Consider the following 16,003-nt stretch of genomic DNA (forward strand, 5'->3'; position numbering starts at 1 on the left):
GACGTCCGGGAGTTCTACGCGACCGACTGGATGGCCGCAGCGGAGCTGGACGTCGAGTTCTTCCGGCAGCGCAGCCAGGAAGCAGGGGCGCGCTACTACGCGCTCATCCCCGGTCTTCTGGCTGATGCCCAGGAAGCCGAGCGGGAAGCGCTCGCCGCCAGCGGCGCGGCGGCGGAGCAGGCCCGCGCGGTCGCCGCCCGGTCGTGGGCGACCACGAAGGACAAGGCCGACGCCGCTCGCACGACGTGGGACGCCGAGCAGCGGCTGTGCGCCGAGCAGGCTCGCTACTGGCAGTCCATTGTGGACCGCTATGCCGGGAAGACCGACCCGATCTGGACCGCGGTCACCGCGACCGCGAACAAGAACCGCACTGCCTGGACCGGCGAAGACTCTTTCGCGACCGGGCAGACCGTGCACTGGACCGACGTCTCGGGCCAGGCCCAGTCCGGTTTCGACCGGATGTCGAAGCCTGCCTGAACCCGTTCTCCGCTGATCTTCCGCGGTACCGCCGGGGCGGTGCTGTGCGCTCTGTTCTTGTGACGAGGGGTGCGTTGCTGTGCGCAAACTGTCCAGAAGACCGAGAAGACACGCCGCGGTGATCTCCGGATGGCATCGGGGCCTCGTCGTCGCGGTGACATCCGCTCTGCTTGCCGTGACTGCGGGGGAAGGCGCGAACGCCGTTGCCGCGTCGGCGGCAACGGCGATTCACGGGCAGTGGCAGCCGCCGGAGAAGAAGCCGCCTGCCGTCGCCGAGCATGCGGCCGCGGCGGGGGAGCTGGATCCCGAAGACGCCGCGCTGATCAAGCAGATGCAGCGGGACCTGGTCACCGACATCGCCGATCACGACGAGGACCAGGAGGTCCGCGACGCCGCGCGGGAGACCCTGCGCCGCACGGACGCCGGCGACGCGGGCGCGATCGACGAGTTCTTCGCGCACGGCAACATGGACGCCAGGGCCAAGGCCCGGAAGCGGAAAGCCGACGCGGACGCGGCCAACCGCGCGCTGATCGAGCCGCTGGCCGGGCAGGGCGGCCCTGAGTTCAACGCGGCCGTGGAGCGGGCGTTGAAAGGCGACGCTCACGACCGGGAGGCCTTCCTGGCCTATGGGCGTGACATCGCGGCCGAGCGGGACCGCAAGAACGACGCCTTCGACAAGGCCTACCGGGAACGGCGACGTGCTTTCGTGCAGATCGTGGCCGACCGGGGGGGACCGGAGGTGTCGGCTGCGGCGAAAGCTGCTTTGGCACAAGGGGATGCCGCGATCGAGCAGTTCTTCGCCACCGGGTATCTCGAGGCCGCCAAACGCGACGCCGACGCCCGCGAGAAGCACTTGGCGGATTTGGAGCGCCAGCGCAAGGAGGCCGAGGCCGCGTCCGATCTCGCGCAGCGCACGGCGCGGGCGATGACGGCGCGCCGGTATCTGCTGTCGGCCCACGCCGACGGCGTCCGCGCGCTGGAACGGGCGGCGAACGACATGACCGCCGCCGCGAACACCTCCCGCGACATCGTGAAAACCCTCGCCGCCGACCAGGCCGGCCACAGCTATCACGCGGAGCTGTACCAGCGGGCGAAGGACGAGGTCGCCCGTCACGTCGCCAATGCGTCCACTGATGCCCAGAACGCCCAGGCCGCTGCCGGTGCCGCAGTGGCGCAGGCCAACATCCTGGTGCAGAACGGGATGCCGCACGGCTCGGAATGGGCGAAGGTCGTGCAGTCGATGGGTGCGTCCGCGACCGCCGCGAAACAGGCCGCGGACACCGCCTCGCACGCCGTCGACGCGATCGCCGCGGACGCCGCAGCCACGGACGCCAGCGAGAAAGCCAAGGCGCACGAGGAGAACGCCCGTCAGTGGCGCGCCAACGCCGAGGTGAACGCGGCCGCAGCCAAGCAGTTGGCGCAGGCCGCGGCCGACCAGGCCGCTGCCGCGGCCACCGCAGCCGCGCGGGCCAAACAGTCCCACGCCGACGCCCTCGCCGCGCTGCATCAGGCGCAGCAGCACGCGCAGAACGTCAAGGACTCCCGTGCCGCCGCCGAACGCGAGCGCGACACCGCCGCGGCCAAACGCGCCGAAGCCGAATCCAACCGGCAGCAGGCCGCGGCCAAGCGCGCCGAGGCCGAGGCCAAACAGCGCGAAGCCGCCCAGCAGCGCGATATCGCGGTGCGCGAAGCAGGCGTCGCCGCCCAGAAACGCCGCGAAGCCGAAGCACAGGCCGACATCGCCGCGCAGAAACGCGGTGCCGCCCAGCAGCAGGAACAGGTCGCCGCCGACCGGAGCAAGGATGCCCGCCGGCAGGAAGTGATTGCCCACGACGCCGATGCCGACGCGCAAACCCAGGAAACCAACGCCAACCAAGCCCGCGACTACGCCGCCGAAGTAGCGAAATCCGCGGAGACCCTCAACCGCAAGGCCCAGGTGCTCGAAGGCCTCGCGCAAAAGGCCCAGGGCATGGTCGAGGTCGCCCAGGCCGACAAGGACCGTGCCTGGAACGCCGCGCACCAGGCCCGCGCCGACGCCGACCAAGCCGCCGCAGCCGCGAGACAGGCACGGTCGGACGCCGACGCCGCCGGCACCGCTGCGGCTAATGCCCGCAGCGCGGCGATCCAGGCCAACTTCGCGGCCAGCAACTCCCGCGCAGCTGCCGACCGTGCCCAGGCCGCGGCTTCGCAGGCCCGTGCCGCGGCCGACGATGCTGAAGCCGCAGCCGAACGAGCCCGTACCGCGGCCACCGAAGCGCAGGCCGCTGCCGCGCGGGCGGACCAGGACGCCACCCGCGCCGAATCCGAGGCCGCACTGGTCCACCAGGCTGCTATGCGCGCCAATGCCGCCGCCGCCGACGCGACCGCGGCCGAAGCCCGCGCGGCGCAGAACGCCCGCAACGCCGCCGACCTCGCCCAGCAGACCGCGGTCAAGTCCGCGCAGGCACTGGAGGCTGCGCAGCGCACCCAGGACGAAGCCAACGCTTCCGCGGTGGAGGCCTCGACCGCCGCGCTGCAGGCCGGTATCGCCACCCGCGCGGCGAGCGCGGCGGTGCAGTCCGCGTCCGGCATCGCCAACCCGGCCGACTCTGCGATCGGGATGGCCGCGCCGTTCGCCGGTACCGATGTCGACGCCGACTTTGCGCAGAACGTCGCCAACCGGGCTCGCGACACCGGTGCCAGCCAGGTCGACGCCGCCCAGGCTGCCGCCAACGACGCCGCCGAACGGGCTCGTATCGCCGCCGAAGCCGCGAAGAACGCGGCCGGCGAAGTCGCCCCCGCCTACCAAGCAGCCGCTGATGCCGCCAATTCGGCTTCCGCCGCGGCCCGATCCGCGGCCGATGCTCAGGCTTCCGCGGCCGAGGCCGCGAAGGAAGCCGCGGGGGCCCGCCAGGCCGCCGCTGACGCGAACGTCGTCGACACCCAGGCCCAGTCCGACGCCCAGGCCGCCCGCGCAGCCGCGAACCAGGCCGCCGCCGACGCCGCCCTGGCAGGGCTGTCGGCCGACCAGGCCGAAGCTGACGCCCGCGCCGCCCGCACCGCCGCGGACAACGCCACCCGGGCCGCCAACGAAGCCTCCGCCGCAGCCACCCGCGCCGCCAATGACGCCGCGGCGGCGCAACAGGCGGCAGCGCAAGCCGCCAGGGACGCCGAGGCCGCGCGCGCGGCCGCCGACCGGGCGGAGCAGCACGCCAAGGACGCCAACGACTCGGCCACCAACGCCGAAAACTACGCCCGCGACGCCGAAACCCGCGCGAAAAACGCCGCCAACGACGCCAACGACATCCAAGCCGAACTCGCCAAACTCCAAGAAGAACTCCGCAAGGCCGACGAGGAAGAGCAGCGCAAGGCCGCGGAGGAGGCGATCAACGACGACAGCGAGGTCCCCGCACTCACCGCGGACGAGGAAACCGCGCTCCGCAAGGAGAAGGGCCAGCAAGGAGTCGACGACTACAACAACAACCGCGCCAAGGCCAACGCCGGCCTCATGGGGTTCATCACCGAACAAGGCGGGCAGGTCCTGCTCGACCTCATCGGCTACACCGATGCCAAGAAATGTTTCACCGAAGGCGACTTCATCGCCTGCATCATGACCGTCGTCAACGCCTTGCCCCTGTTCAAGTTCATCTCTGTCCTCTCCAAGATCCCCGACGCCATCTCCGCCACCGTCCGGATCGTCAAGGGCATCCGGTCGTTCAAGGACGCCGTCGTCGCTGCCCGGCGCATCACCACCAACCTCCGCAACTACGTCCGCGGCCTGATCAAATGCCGCGCACCCGCACTAGCCGGCGGCGGGGGAGAGACTTGCACCGTCGTCGACAAAGAAGAAGAGCTGAAGAAACCTGTCCCCGATGTCGATCCCGTCCCGGGAATCCGGCTCAACCCCACCAAAGACAAGATGAAGCTTGACGACTGCGCCAACGGCACCATGAAACGCGACGACCCTGACAACGGGGATATGGAACCGTTCACCTACCTCGGAGACCCGGCACTACGAGCAACCAGCGGAATCGTCTGTGCCACGACGACGCTTCCGGACACCCGTCAGAACCGCCCGAGGCCCGTTGGCTACGAGCGCGGCGTCATGCAGTCCGGTCACCTCATTGCCGCTCGCTTCCATGGAAGCAACAAGTTGGATAACTTGGTCAACCAGTACAATCGGGTCAATTCGTCAGATGTGAAGAAGGTCGAGAACGCCGTCGCCCGGGCATTGGATAACGGAACCGACAAAGAGATCATCTACCGCGTGTGGGTTCAGTACCCGAGCAAGACCGCGGCGGTACCACAGTGGATCTTCATCGACGCCATCGGCAACAACGGCTACCGTTGCCAAGCCACCATCGAAAACGTCAACGGCGGCAACTCGTCGAAGAACAAGATCGAATTCTGCTACTGATAGTGTCATCCGGTGATGTTGGCCCAGCGAACCAAGGAGAACCCGTGAGCCCGTCACGCGGACAAAGAACCATCGACGAAATTGCCCGTGTCGCCCAATGGGTTGGCCAGGTCAGGCCAGGCCGCGACTGGGAAGCTGTCGAGCTGGACATCGGCACGGTGCTCCCCTCCGACTACAAAGAACTCCTGTCTCGATTTCCCTCTGGGGCGTATCGAGAATTCGTTTGGGTAACCAGCCCGATCGATGTTCGAACGGACTATGCGAACTTTATTCAAGAAGAAATATTCGGAACTATCCAAGTTCTTGGCGACGAGGAATTGGAGTACCTCAAAGGAACTGATTACAGGCTGTACCCGAAACCTGGGGGGCTCCTCCCTTGGGGGAACGACGGTCAAGGAGGGATATTCTGCTGGATAGTCGACGGCAGGGACCCGGATCAATGGCGTGTCGCCTACTATAATCAAGACGCGAACGAATGGGGGGAACATCAAGGCCCGGTTACGGAGGTCATCTGGGAAGTTCTCACAAGTGTGGGCGATGACAATATTCTCGGATTTTCCATTGACGACGAGCCTGCGGTATTCCGTGTTCCGTCCACGCATATGGGGAATGGTGTGTGGCTGCCGAATCCGGAGTATCGCTAGTCGCTAGAGACTGCGGCTCGCATTGCCGCTCGCCTGATCGCGCCGCAGACAAGTGGGACGGGTTTCGTCGGACTCCGTGTCTCGCTGTGTTCCCAGCTGGTCGCACACGGTGCTGAACCAGGAGTCGCGGAGATCGCGGTCGTTGAGGCTCGGTCCTGGCATGCTGATGCTGCCCGGCAACGGCTCCGGTCCATCGTCCTTAACCCAGTCAGCCGCCCCGCGTCGGCCTATCAATGCTGGCGCGGCGAGTTCCGGTCCACCGAGCGTGCACGTGCCCCTCCCTTCAGGGTGTGGATGCAAATACCGCAGCCCAACAGTTGCTATGCGCGCATGGATCTTCCTTGGCGCTGCAGGATTGGTTCCATGGCGGGAGTAAGCAGTTGCACCTGTTCCCTGCTGCTGGCCGACGACAGGCGACTGTTTGGTAGCTGCTCAATTTAGCTACGGTTGCGATGTGACATTCACGGTCGGTTCCCCTGTCTGGCCGAACTCGGCGGGAGCTCCGAAAACTGGCGTTCTGTTCATCTGTGAAGAGTCCAGGTTCCTGGCGCTTGTGTCTGGATTGGCTGTGGATGTCATTCCGTTCCGCTGGACTTGCTTCTCTTCTGTGTGCGGCTGGTGCGCCGTGCTAAGCCCAGTGAAACGGTCCGATGCCAGCGCAGGTGTCCCGTGCGCGCGAGTATGTCGCGAGCCTCCAGCTTCCAGTCTGCGGTCCGTTGCCGTGAATCAAAGACGCTTCGCGGACGATCACCCGATCGGTGACATGTTCTGGAGCAGAGCATGGGCCCTGTCCGTAGTGGGGTCAGAGGTTGCTCCAGGATTGCTCCAGCTACTGAACGGTAACTGAAGTTCGCGATAACAAAACTCAAGATCAAGGGGCACGAAAAAACCGCTCTACCTGGACCTTCTGGTCTGGTGAGCGGTGTTTCGTCACGGTGGAGCTAAGGGGACTCGAACCCCTGACCCCCTCACTGCCAGTATGGCCCACGCAGGTCTCTGACCTGGGGTTTTGGAGAAGCCGCTGGACGGGTGGTGCGGTTGGCCGCCCTTGGGCGCGGTTCAACTCTGGCCGCTGCCGTTGGGCGCATGGCGCTGCTCCAGCTTTGCTCCAGGTCTGTTCGCATGAATGTGCTCGGCGGGAATGCGTTCAGCGCGTTACGACGTAATGTGATATATATCACATATTGATGTCTGGGCGCATGAGAGTGCAGATGGGAAGCCGCTCTCCATCTGGTCGGGCCGCAGCGAAGTCGCCTGGTGCCGAGACGACCGCACGCGTTCTGTCGACGCTGTTCGACCTTTACGGACGAGTTGACCCTTCGGCGGGCCGCCGCGCTTCGGTGTACGCGTGTTCCTTGCTGACTACGACCGCCACAACACCCACTCCGGTGCTGACCGCCCGCCGCACGCGGTGCTGACTGCCCGCTGATCGTTCCGTCCCGACGAAACGCCGTCGGCCATCACGGAGGACGCCATGATTCATCCCGTCGCATCGCCCACCCTGGCTCCCGCCGATATCCGCGCGACGGTGGGGATCCGCAGCGCCGCCGGACACTGCGCTGCTGCGGAACAGCTGTTCGCCCGCGCGCGTGACTTGCACCCGGGCCGCGACCGGGGTGGCATCCCCGGCAGAAGCAGCCGACGAGTACGCACGCTGCCTCGGCTGGGCGCGCATGCACTTGCGCCTCGCCGAGACCGTCGCCGTCGGAGCGGCCGTCAGCACCGCCGAAGCGTGCCTCCGTCACGAGGCGTACCAGTGGCGCGAATTCCTCGACTACCGCCGCGCGTACGGGAGGTCGGCATGACCGAACACGCGGCCGACACCGCGACCGCTGGTTCCTGTCCACCGGACCGCACCTAGGTACGACCTGCCGCCAGTGCGACGTGCTAACGGCAGTTGATCCGACGAGGGAGCGCGTTCCCGGTTTGCAGCGCGGGCGATCATGGCGGCAGCGACCGACTGCGCTTCGGTCTGCCGACGAGGTGCGGAACGTGGTCTGCTCGCCGGGCATTCGTGCGCCCATTCGGGTTAGCGTCTGGGGTTGTGCTGTCGTCGGGCAGCGGGCTCGTGATACTGGATCGATGAATGACCGCCCCGATGGGCCGCCTCGCGGCGGTACGGCCAATCACGTGGCTGGGGATGTGCTCGGGAACGTGGTCCAGGCCGGTGTCATCCACGGCGACGTGAACTTTCATGCTTCGACGCGCGCGGGCGTGACTCTGCCGTACCGGGCGGGAGTGGTGCCGCAGCGAGCGGCAGCTTTTCAACGGCGCGCGGACGCGGTACGCGCGCTGGAGCAGGCGCTGGAACACGGGGATGCTGCGGTGCTGACCGGCCGCCCCGGGCCGCACACCAGCGTGGTGTCGGGACTGGGAGGGGCCGGCAAGACCCAGGTTGCTCTGGACTACGCCGAGCGGTGGTGGGCGGCAGGCGAGGCAGGAGTGTGGGTGTGGGTGACGGCGGCGTCGCGGGAGGCGGTGGTGTCCAGCTATGCCCGCGCGGCCGCCGACCTGACCGGAGTCGAGGACCCGGACCCCGAGCAGGGTGCGCGACGGTTGTTGGAATGGCTCGCCGCCGCCTCGGCGCGGTGGCTGATCGTGCTGGATGACGTCCGGAACCCGGCTGACCTGCGGGATTTGTGGCCGCCGGCCAGTGCGAGCGGGCGGGTGGTGGTGACCACTCGCCGCCGCGACGCTGCCCTGCGGACGCAAGGTCGATGCCTGGTCGAGGTCGACGTGTTCACTGTGGAAGAAGCGGCGGCCTATTTGCGCACGGCGTTGGCCGACCAGCCGCACCTGGTCGAGGGCTCGGCCGAGTTGGCGGTCGAGCTGGGGTGTCTGCCGTTGGCGCTGGCGCAAGCCAGCGCGTACATGCTGGACCGGGACCTGTCCTGCGCCGACTATCACAACCGTTGGAAGGATCGCCGGCGCCGCCTGACGTCGCTGGTGCCCGAGCCCGAGGGGCTGCCCGACGATCACCGAGCCACGGTGGCGACCACGTGGTCGTTGTCGGTGGAGCAAGCCGACCGGCTGGAACCGGCGGGGGTCGCCGGAGTGTTGCTGGAGGTGGCCAGTGTGCTGGACCCCAACGGCATTCCCTCCGCGTTGTTCTCGTCCTCCGCGGTCGTCCAGCTCGTCGCGGCTCGTACGGGAGGCGAGGCCGCCGCGGAACTTGCGCGGGACGGACTGGGGTGCCTGCACCGGTTGAACCTGATCACCCGCGACCCGCGGCAGGGGATTGTGCGGATGCACGCAATGGTTCAGCGCGCTACCCGCGACGCATTGCCGAGCGGACGGCGTCGGGACCTGGCGCTGACGGCGGCAGACGCGCTCCTGCGGATCTGGCCGAACGACGAACGGGACGCGGTGCTGGGGCAGATGCTGCGTGCCAACGCCGCCGCGCTCGCCGAGACGGGAAGCGACCGCACATGGGAGCCTGCCGGGCACGAGGTGTTTCGGCGTGCTGGGAAGAGCCTGGGCAACATCGGATTGGTCGCCGACGCCAGGGAGTATTTCCAGTGCCTCCACACCACCGTCGCACGCCAGCTGGGTCCTGACCACCCTGACACGTTGACCACCCGCCACAGCCTCGCGACCTGGCGCGGCCTGGCAGGCGATCCGGCCGGTGCCGTCTCCGCGTTCGAGGAGTTGTTGTCGGACCGGCTGCGCGTGCTGGGCCGGGACCACCTCGATACCTTGAACGGCAGCGCCGCCCTCGCGAACTCGCGCGGCCTGGCGGGCGACCCGGCCGGGGCCGCGGCCGCGTTCGCAGAACTCCTTGCCAACCAATTGCGCGTGCTGGGCCCGGAGCACCCTCACACGTTGGCCGCCCGCGCCGCCCTCGCGAGCTGGCGCGGCCAGGCCGGCGATCCGGCCGGTGCTGTCTCAGCATTGGAAGAGCTGCTTGCAGACCGGCTCCGCCTGGCGAGCCCGGACGACCCCGACGCGCTGACCATACGCCACAATCTCGCGCACCATCGGGCCAAAGCGGGCGATTTGGCCGGTGCTGTATCCGCGTTCGAGGAGGTGTTGTCGGACCGGCTGCGCGTGCTCGGCCCTGACCACCCTGACACGTTGACCACCCGCCACGGCCTCACGGTCTGGCGTGGCCTGGCAGGCGATCCGGTCGGTGCCGCGGCCGCGTTCGAGGAGTTGTTGTCGGACCAGTTGCGTGTTCTGGGCCCTGACCACCCTGACACGTTGCGCACCCGCGCCTCCCTCGCGACGTCGCGAGGCTCGGCGGGCGATCCGGTCGGTGCCGCGGCCGCGTTCGAGGAGTTGTTGTCGGACCAGTTGCGCGTGCTGGGCCCGGATCATCCGCACGTATTGGACACCCGCAGCGTGCTCGCGTCCTCGCGGGGAACGGCAGGCGACCCGGCGGGTGCCGCGGCCGCGTTGGAAGAGCTGGTATCGGACTGCCTCCGCGTGCAAGGCCCTGACCACCCGGGCACGTTGATCACGCGTCACAACCTCGCGCATTTTCGGGGCCTGGCAGGTGATTTGGCCGGTGCTGTATCCGCGTTCGAGGAACTGTTGTCCGACCGGCTGCGTGTTCTGGGCCCGGACCACTCTGACACGTTGATCACGCGTCATCAGCTCGCGCATTTTCAGGGCATAGGAGGCGATCCGGTCGGTGCCGCGGCCGCGTTCGAGGAGTTGTTGTCGGACCAGTTGCGCGTGCTGGGCCCGGACCATCCCGGCACGTTGACCGCGCGTCACGAACTCGCGCATTTTCGGGGCCTGGCAGGAGATCCGGTCGGCGCAGTATCCGCATTGGAAGAACTGTTATCCGACCAGTTGCGTGTGGCGGGCCCTGGCCATCCCGGGACCTTGGCTGCCTGGGATAACCTCGCGGCCTGGCGGGATGTGGCAGGCGGGTGACGCATGCCCCGCCACACGGCGCTGAGACGTGTGCTCATGCCGCGGTGTGGGTTGGAAAACAACAGTTTTCGTCAAGCCGACAGTACGGCGGCGATGGACCGCTGGGCGCGATCAAGGTGGCGTGACGAACGATGCGAGGGCTGGACATGTCGCTTCGAACGCGGTTTCGGCGACCGGCGGCGCGAAACCCGCGCGCAGGAACCATGTTCCCGAGGACGGGTGGTGGCGGCCTTGTGCGCGGACAGGGGGTCAGGTGCCCTGCGCTGCGCGGGAGCATTCCCGGCGGTATCCGGGTAATCGGTCTCGCGCGCGTTGACGGCGAACCGATTCGGAGCCTCGCACATTTTGGTCGCGTATCCGTCTTCGATCAGCTTCTCGCACGCGTTGTTGGCCACGCAGCCCAAGCGGCCGAGCTCTTTGGCGATCCCGGCGGGCCGAAGTCCTCGCCCGGTCGATCGGACAGGTATTCCCTCACCAAGGCCCGTAGGGCGCCCTAGACCCGCCGGCGTCGAACTGAGGGCTGCACCCGTCTGCTCTTCTGACCTCCGAAGCGCCGGTACCCATCGTCAACCAGCTCTGTCGCGCGGATCCGACAGTTCAACGGAGACATTTAGCCCGGAGAAACCAGATGGAGGTGGCTGCGATTCGGTCGCGTGGGCACCTCCGGCCCTTCGGAACGTCCCAGGGTGACCGTTTTCGCCAGTCCGAAGACGTGGCGGTTGAACTCTTCGGGGGTGAGCTTGGTGCTGTCGATGATCGCCTTGACGCCCGAGCCGCTCGCGCGCAGATGCGCGAAGACCTTCTCAAGGACTTGTGATGACTCGGGGACGAGCTGGCTGCCAGGTTCGCTACGGCGGTAGCCGCGTTTGGCCAGTTCGACACAGGCGCTGCGGTAGCCCCATTCGGTGAGCTGGCCGAGTTCACCGAGCCGGTGGGCGAGAGCCATGGCCGACACCCGCCATCGGCGGCTGGCGTCGATGAGCTGATCGGGGCTGGCGTTGCGGAGATTGTGCGCGAGGACGTCCGCTCGGGGCATCAGGAAGGCGGCGGCGAAACGGTCGGCCTGGCGTTCGGCCTCCCGGTTCTGGACACGTTCGGGTCCTTGGTGCATGACGAGATGGCCGAGTTCGTGGGCCGCGTCGAACCGCCTCCGGCGGGGGCCGACTGCTGGCGCCACGCCCCTTCGACCGGTGGTCTGTGGTGGCGGCTGCGGCTTGGCTACTGTTCGCCGCGTTCAGAGCCTGTTGAGCAGTCCAGCTGTGGCCGTGACCAGGGCGAGGACGTCTTCGCGGGTCCACACGAAGTGCTCAGTCGTACCCGGATCGTCGTGTGCGGCTCCGCTGAGCAGGGAGAAGATGTCCTCGACGAGGAAGGCCCAGCGTTCGCGCTGGTCACGGTCCCGAGGGGATTTCGAGCGAGCCTGCCGCACTGTGGCGGGTGTGCCGTCCGCAGCACGAATCGCCTCGACGGCCTTGCGTGTTTCGCCGAGCGCCTCCTCCAGGTGGTTGTCCCGGATGAGTTCGCGCGCCTTGCGCAGGCGCCGTACGGCGGTCGCGTGCTCATTGTCGCTGGTCAGTGGTACGAGGATCTCGACGTAGGAGCCGACATCGACGCCCTCCAGCTCTTGCGCCCATTCGCCGCTGGGTAGATCGAACCCGAGTTCTCCTGTTCCACCGACCAGCTGTGCTGGGTCGCCGTCCACGCAGGTCGCGCTGATCTGGAGTGTGACCCAGATGTGCTCGGCCCCTTCGCGCAACGACTCGGCCACACGGAGTTGCTCGTGGCTGACGAAGCCGGTCAGTGTGAGTTCTGTGGCCACATGGCTTGGATTGGTCAGGTGGGCAGCAGTCAGGTGGGTGAGAAGTCGTCGATCTCGGCTTGAGTTCTTGCCGATGAGCATCGCCGCGGACACCTGGTACGGCGGGGCGTCCTTGCGCTCGGAAGTCCTCCTGATGGTGACGCTCAGCTGTGCCTGCGCACCGCCGACTGCTGGCCAGAGCCGAAGGACGCGGCGAGCAGGCTCAAACGCCAGTGCCTCGGTAGATGCGATGTTGAGGTGAAGCGTCATCGGCGACAACCGTTCGTTCCAAGGGGAGGCTAACCGGCCATTGTCCACCTGGCACGGCTCGTAGGCTCGGATCTTGAGAGCGTGTCGATAGCACGAGGGTGCCGTCGCGGGTTTCGATCACTTAAACGATCGCGGCGGCTACAGCGTTCGCGATGCGGTTGACCTGATCGAGGATGTGTTCCGTCGGCCGAGCGAGGTCGAGTACCCAGGTACGGAGCCTGGTGCCGACCTCAACCACGGTGTGGGAACTGGGCGCGTCCCCCGAGGCGTATACGAGGTGCCCTTCCGGTAAGCCGAGGGCGGTGCAGTAGGCGAGCATCTGGTAAAGATCGGCGTGCGGCCGGTCGGCGTCCTTCACCCGCTTGTACTTGGCGTCAAGGACCGCGGCAGGCTGAGCCCGCCTTTCCCAGACGAGATCGGGGCGGATGCGCAGTTGCCGCATCATGTCGAGATGACTGGGGTACTGGTCGCGCAGCCGGCCTCCGTAGGGTTCGAGTGCGCGGCGGAGCGTGATAGTGAGCCAGTCTTCGAATGCTTTGTTGAGGTCGAAAAGGAACCCGCTGGCCGCGGTGGATCCAGACGGCTGATCGATGCTTCGTCCGGAGAGAATGATGCGAGCCAGCCGGAGCGCCGGTTGGTAGTGGCGTGTCAGCCTGGTCGTCGGCGTGTCGGGCGGCTTGTCCCCAGCGACCAACGGGGTGACGTCAGCCAGGGTGGTCAGCAGTTGGCGAAGACCGGCATGGGTTGCCAGCGGCAGGCCGGGAACACGGAGCATCCGGCGGGCTGCGGTCAGCAGGATGCGGTTCTCGGGGATGTCGACGGTGTAGTCGTCGTAGCGGACTTCCAGCGGCACGACGAGGCCGAGGCGATGGCGGAGCTGGTCTGCTTCGCGCAGGCGGCCACGCAGGAGTGGAAGCGCTTCTTCGACGGTGCGGTAGCCCTGGAGTACTCCGTGGGTGAGGGCTCGGCGGGTCGCGGTGTGGAAGGACACGGCCACTGCGGTGACGAGGTCGTCGACAGTGGCGAGGCCCACGATGTCGTCGTCGCGCCAGCCGCTGGGATCATGGGCGTGGCCGAGGAGCCACAGCAGTCGGTGGATACCGATCTTTGGGGTGACTCGAAGTTCGACCTCGCCGCATCGAAGGACGCCGACGTACGACGACGCCTTGAGGATGGTGCGGCCTTCCAGGTCTGCACTGACTTTGACCGCTCCGGTGGTGGCGAGCGCGTCGGCAATGGGCCGGGCGATCGGGCTGAACGCTCGGGCTTGGTGTTCGGGCAGGGTCAGGCGCCTCACGTCGGTGGCTCGCCGATCTCCTCATCTAGTACGGGATTCTCACGCGGTCGGATGTGTGGGGTGGTGCCGTTGCGAAGGGCATCAATGCTGTAAAGGGCGAGGAGGTCGACGTTGTCGCCGATGTGCCGTTCTTCCAAGAGCGGCATGATGTGGTGTTTCCAGATACGGGCAAGGCCGGCCTCGGTGCCGACGCGCGAGTTCATCAGGTACGAGGGGCCGATGGCAGCGTCGCGGTCGGCAACCCGGTCGTTGAGGGCATCCAGCAGGTCGGCGCGATCGGCTGGCAGGCCATGTGCGTGGAGCCACCGACGGAGTATGTCGGCGACTGGGGCTTCGCCGGGAAACAGTCCCTGCCAGGAGAACCGCCGTCGCATGGCCGAGTCGACGAGTGCGATCGACCGGTCCGCAGTGTTCATGGTGCCGATGAGGTAGAGGTTGGGCGGCAACCGGAAGTCCTCTGTTGGCGAGTATTGCAGTTGCACGGAGCGGCTGCGATATTCAAGGAGGAAGTAGAGTTCTCCGAAGACTTTGGCGAGGTTAGCCCGGTTGATCTCGTCGATGATCAACACATAGGCGCGGGTGACGTCCTTGTTGGCTTCATTGACGAGTAGCTTGAGCGGCCCATCCTCCAACTCGAATGCCACGGTGCCAGGGGTACTGCCGCGTTGTGGTCGGAAACCTTCGAAGAAGTCTTCGTAGGAATAGGACGGGTGGAATTGAACAAGGCGATGTTCGCCACCGGTCTGTTCGGTGAGGAATTGCGCAATCTCCTGCGCGAGGTAGGTTTTGCCTGTTCCGGGTGGCCCGTAAAGGATGATCTGCTTCTTCTCCCGCAGAAGGTCAACAGTCTCGGACAGCCACTCGAGGTCTACGAACAGGTCGTTGGCGAGTTCTGCGGTCGGCTCGGGCAGCACGACTGGTTCGTTGGCAGGTGGTTCCGGGGTGTCTTCGGTGGGGTCGATGTCGGGATCGATCCCTGCCAGTGCGGCGAACTCGGCGACCTCGGCGCCAAGGGTGCTCACGACCATTTGCCCGGAGAGCCGGTCCTTGGTCGGGGCGGTGAGCTGGTCGCGGGTGAAGGGAGTGTCGGCGTTCGCCCACCGGACCGGACGTCGGCGGCTGTCCAGATGCTCGGGTGTCTCGGTCCATGTCGCCGCGCCGGCGATCGTACCAACGTAGACCTTGGCCCCATCGACGGTGGCGATGATGTCGCCGTCATGCATTTGGTTGAGGAACCGATCGAGCACCCCGACATGGATGGAGCGTTGTTTGCTCGTGAGGTCCGGCTGCATCTCGGCGAGCTGGGTATCAATCTGGGATCGGGTGCGCCCGGATGGCAGCTCTCCAAGGTCGGGGTAAGCCAGGGAGCAGTAGCCCTCTGCCAACCACTCCGGGACCAGGTTGCGGCCATGCACGTTCGCTCCTCGCACGAGCCAGCCCCGTAGTTCCGACTCAGAGTCGCCAGCAGCGCCAGAGCGGGGGCGCCACCGCCTCTCCAGATCGCTGTCGTAGAAGTCGATGTGGTCGCCGCGTTGACGTTCCAGCTCGGCCCGCAGGGCGGCCAGGTCGCGATCTTCATCGCCGGTCGGCTGGGGCACGTCCTCTGCGAGTCCTTCGATGATCTGCTGCTTGTGACGCCGCGACGCGATGCGCTCGAAGGTGCCTGGAAAGGCTAGGTGCAGCAACACATTCCGTTGGCTGTACGCGCTGTTGACCGGGATTGAGTCTGCGACGTCTCGAAAAGCCCACGGGTCAGCCAGCGCGTTCTGCCTGGCCTCGGATGACAGTTCCTTCCATGCCACAACGAATCGCACAAGCCAGGCGAGCTGTCGATCGCGGTAAGTGCGGTAGGCCGTGCCGGCTCGACCGAACCCGCCGTCCAGTGCGGCGTCTAGGTCCGACGGGACATGGATCGGTTGGGGTGAAATCGCCAGGACCGTCGAGAGGAGTTCGCGTTTGGCTACGCCGCCGAAGTCGTTGGGCGCGAGCAGATGCAGATACACCAGCTCGGCGGCAAGCTGGATAGTCTCAGGTGGAGCGTCAGCGAGCTGCCGCCCTAGTTTCTCCGCAAAGCTCGACCCACCGAGTTCCGGCGCATTCACAAACCGCTGGCAGAGGTCGTCAGCGGTTGTCTGTGTCCACACCGGACGACCCGGCGTGAACGCGGAGTCGTCGTTAGCGAGGCCCGCTTCTACGACACGCTGAGCGGCGGCGTAGAGGCTGTTGTTCTGATCAGGCAC

The 16,003-nt window shown here is 66.8% G+C and carries 8 protein-coding genes and 1 pseudogene; 5 read left to right on the forward strand and 4 right to left on the reverse strand.

The window, feature by feature from the left end; genetic code table 11:
* The 5 genes and pseudogenes from D0D37_RS35940 to D0D37_RS35955 form a co-directional block, all read left to right on the forward strand.
* Nucleotides 1-477: pseudogene (locus D0D37_RS35940) on the forward strand (hypothetical protein); the annotation flags it as partial.
* Between the two features lie 574 nt (nucleotides 478-1,051).
* Nucleotides 1,052-4,873 (forward strand): DNA/RNA non-specific endonuclease, encoded by a 3,822-nt coding sequence (locus tag D0D37_RS35945; protein ID WP_244223794.1) that lies wholly within the window; start codon nucleotides 1,052-1,054, stop codon nucleotides 4,871-4,873.
* A gap of 44 nt (nucleotides 4,874-4,917) precedes the next feature.
* A complete protein-coding gene (locus D0D37_RS35950) occupies nucleotides 4,918-5,517 on the forward strand; it encodes an SMI1/KNR4 family protein (RefSeq protein ID WP_116205037.1) in 600 nt (199 codons plus the stop codon).
* A gap of 1,589 nt (nucleotides 5,518-7,106) precedes the next feature.
* Complete coding sequence (locus tag D0D37_RS46940) at nucleotides 7,107-7,322, forward strand: hypothetical protein (RefSeq protein ID WP_162834632.1); 216 nt, start codon at nucleotides 7,107-7,109, stop codon at nucleotides 7,320-7,322.
* Nucleotides 7,323-7,599: 277 nt separating this feature from the next.
* Entirely contained in the window at nucleotides 7,600-10,398 is a 2,799-nt protein-coding gene (locus tag D0D37_RS35955; protein ID WP_208720293.1) for a tetratricopeptide repeat protein, read from the forward strand.
* Nucleotides 10,399-11,008: 610 nt separating this feature from the next.
* Here the strand turns inward: D0D37_RS35955 and D0D37_RS35960 are convergent.
* From D0D37_RS35960 to D0D37_RS35975, 4 genes are all read right to left on the reverse strand, one after another.
* Nucleotides 11,009-11,575 carry an ImmA/IrrE family metallo-endopeptidase gene (locus D0D37_RS35960; RefSeq protein WP_116205038.1) on the reverse strand — a complete coding sequence of 189 codons (567 nt, stop codon included), beginning with the start codon at nucleotides 11,573-11,575 and terminating at the stop codon, nucleotides 11,009-11,011.
* 57 nt (nucleotides 11,576-11,632) lie between these two features.
* Nucleotides 11,633-12,514: a hypothetical protein gene (locus D0D37_RS35965; protein WP_208720294.1), complete on the reverse strand. Its 882-nt coding sequence runs from the start codon at nucleotides 12,512-12,514 to the stop codon at nucleotides 11,633-11,635.
* Between the two features lie 73 nt (nucleotides 12,515-12,587).
* Nucleotides 12,588-13,763, reverse strand: coding sequence for an McrC family protein (locus tag D0D37_RS35970; protein WP_116205040.1), 1,176 nt, complete (start codon nucleotides 13,761-13,763; stop codon nucleotides 12,588-12,590).
* Nucleotides 13,760-16,003 carry an McrB family protein gene (locus D0D37_RS35975; RefSeq protein ID WP_162834634.1) on the reverse strand — a complete coding sequence of 748 codons (2,244 nt, stop codon included), beginning with the start codon at nucleotides 16,001-16,003 and terminating at the stop codon, nucleotides 13,760-13,762. The genes D0D37_RS35970 and D0D37_RS35975 overlap by 4 nt, the downstream gene beginning before the upstream one ends.

The sequence above is a fragment of the Amycolatopsis circi genome (assembly GCF_003385235.1).
Classification (GTDB): Bacteria; Actinomycetota; Actinomycetes; order Mycobacteriales; family Pseudonocardiaceae; genus Amycolatopsis; species Amycolatopsis circi.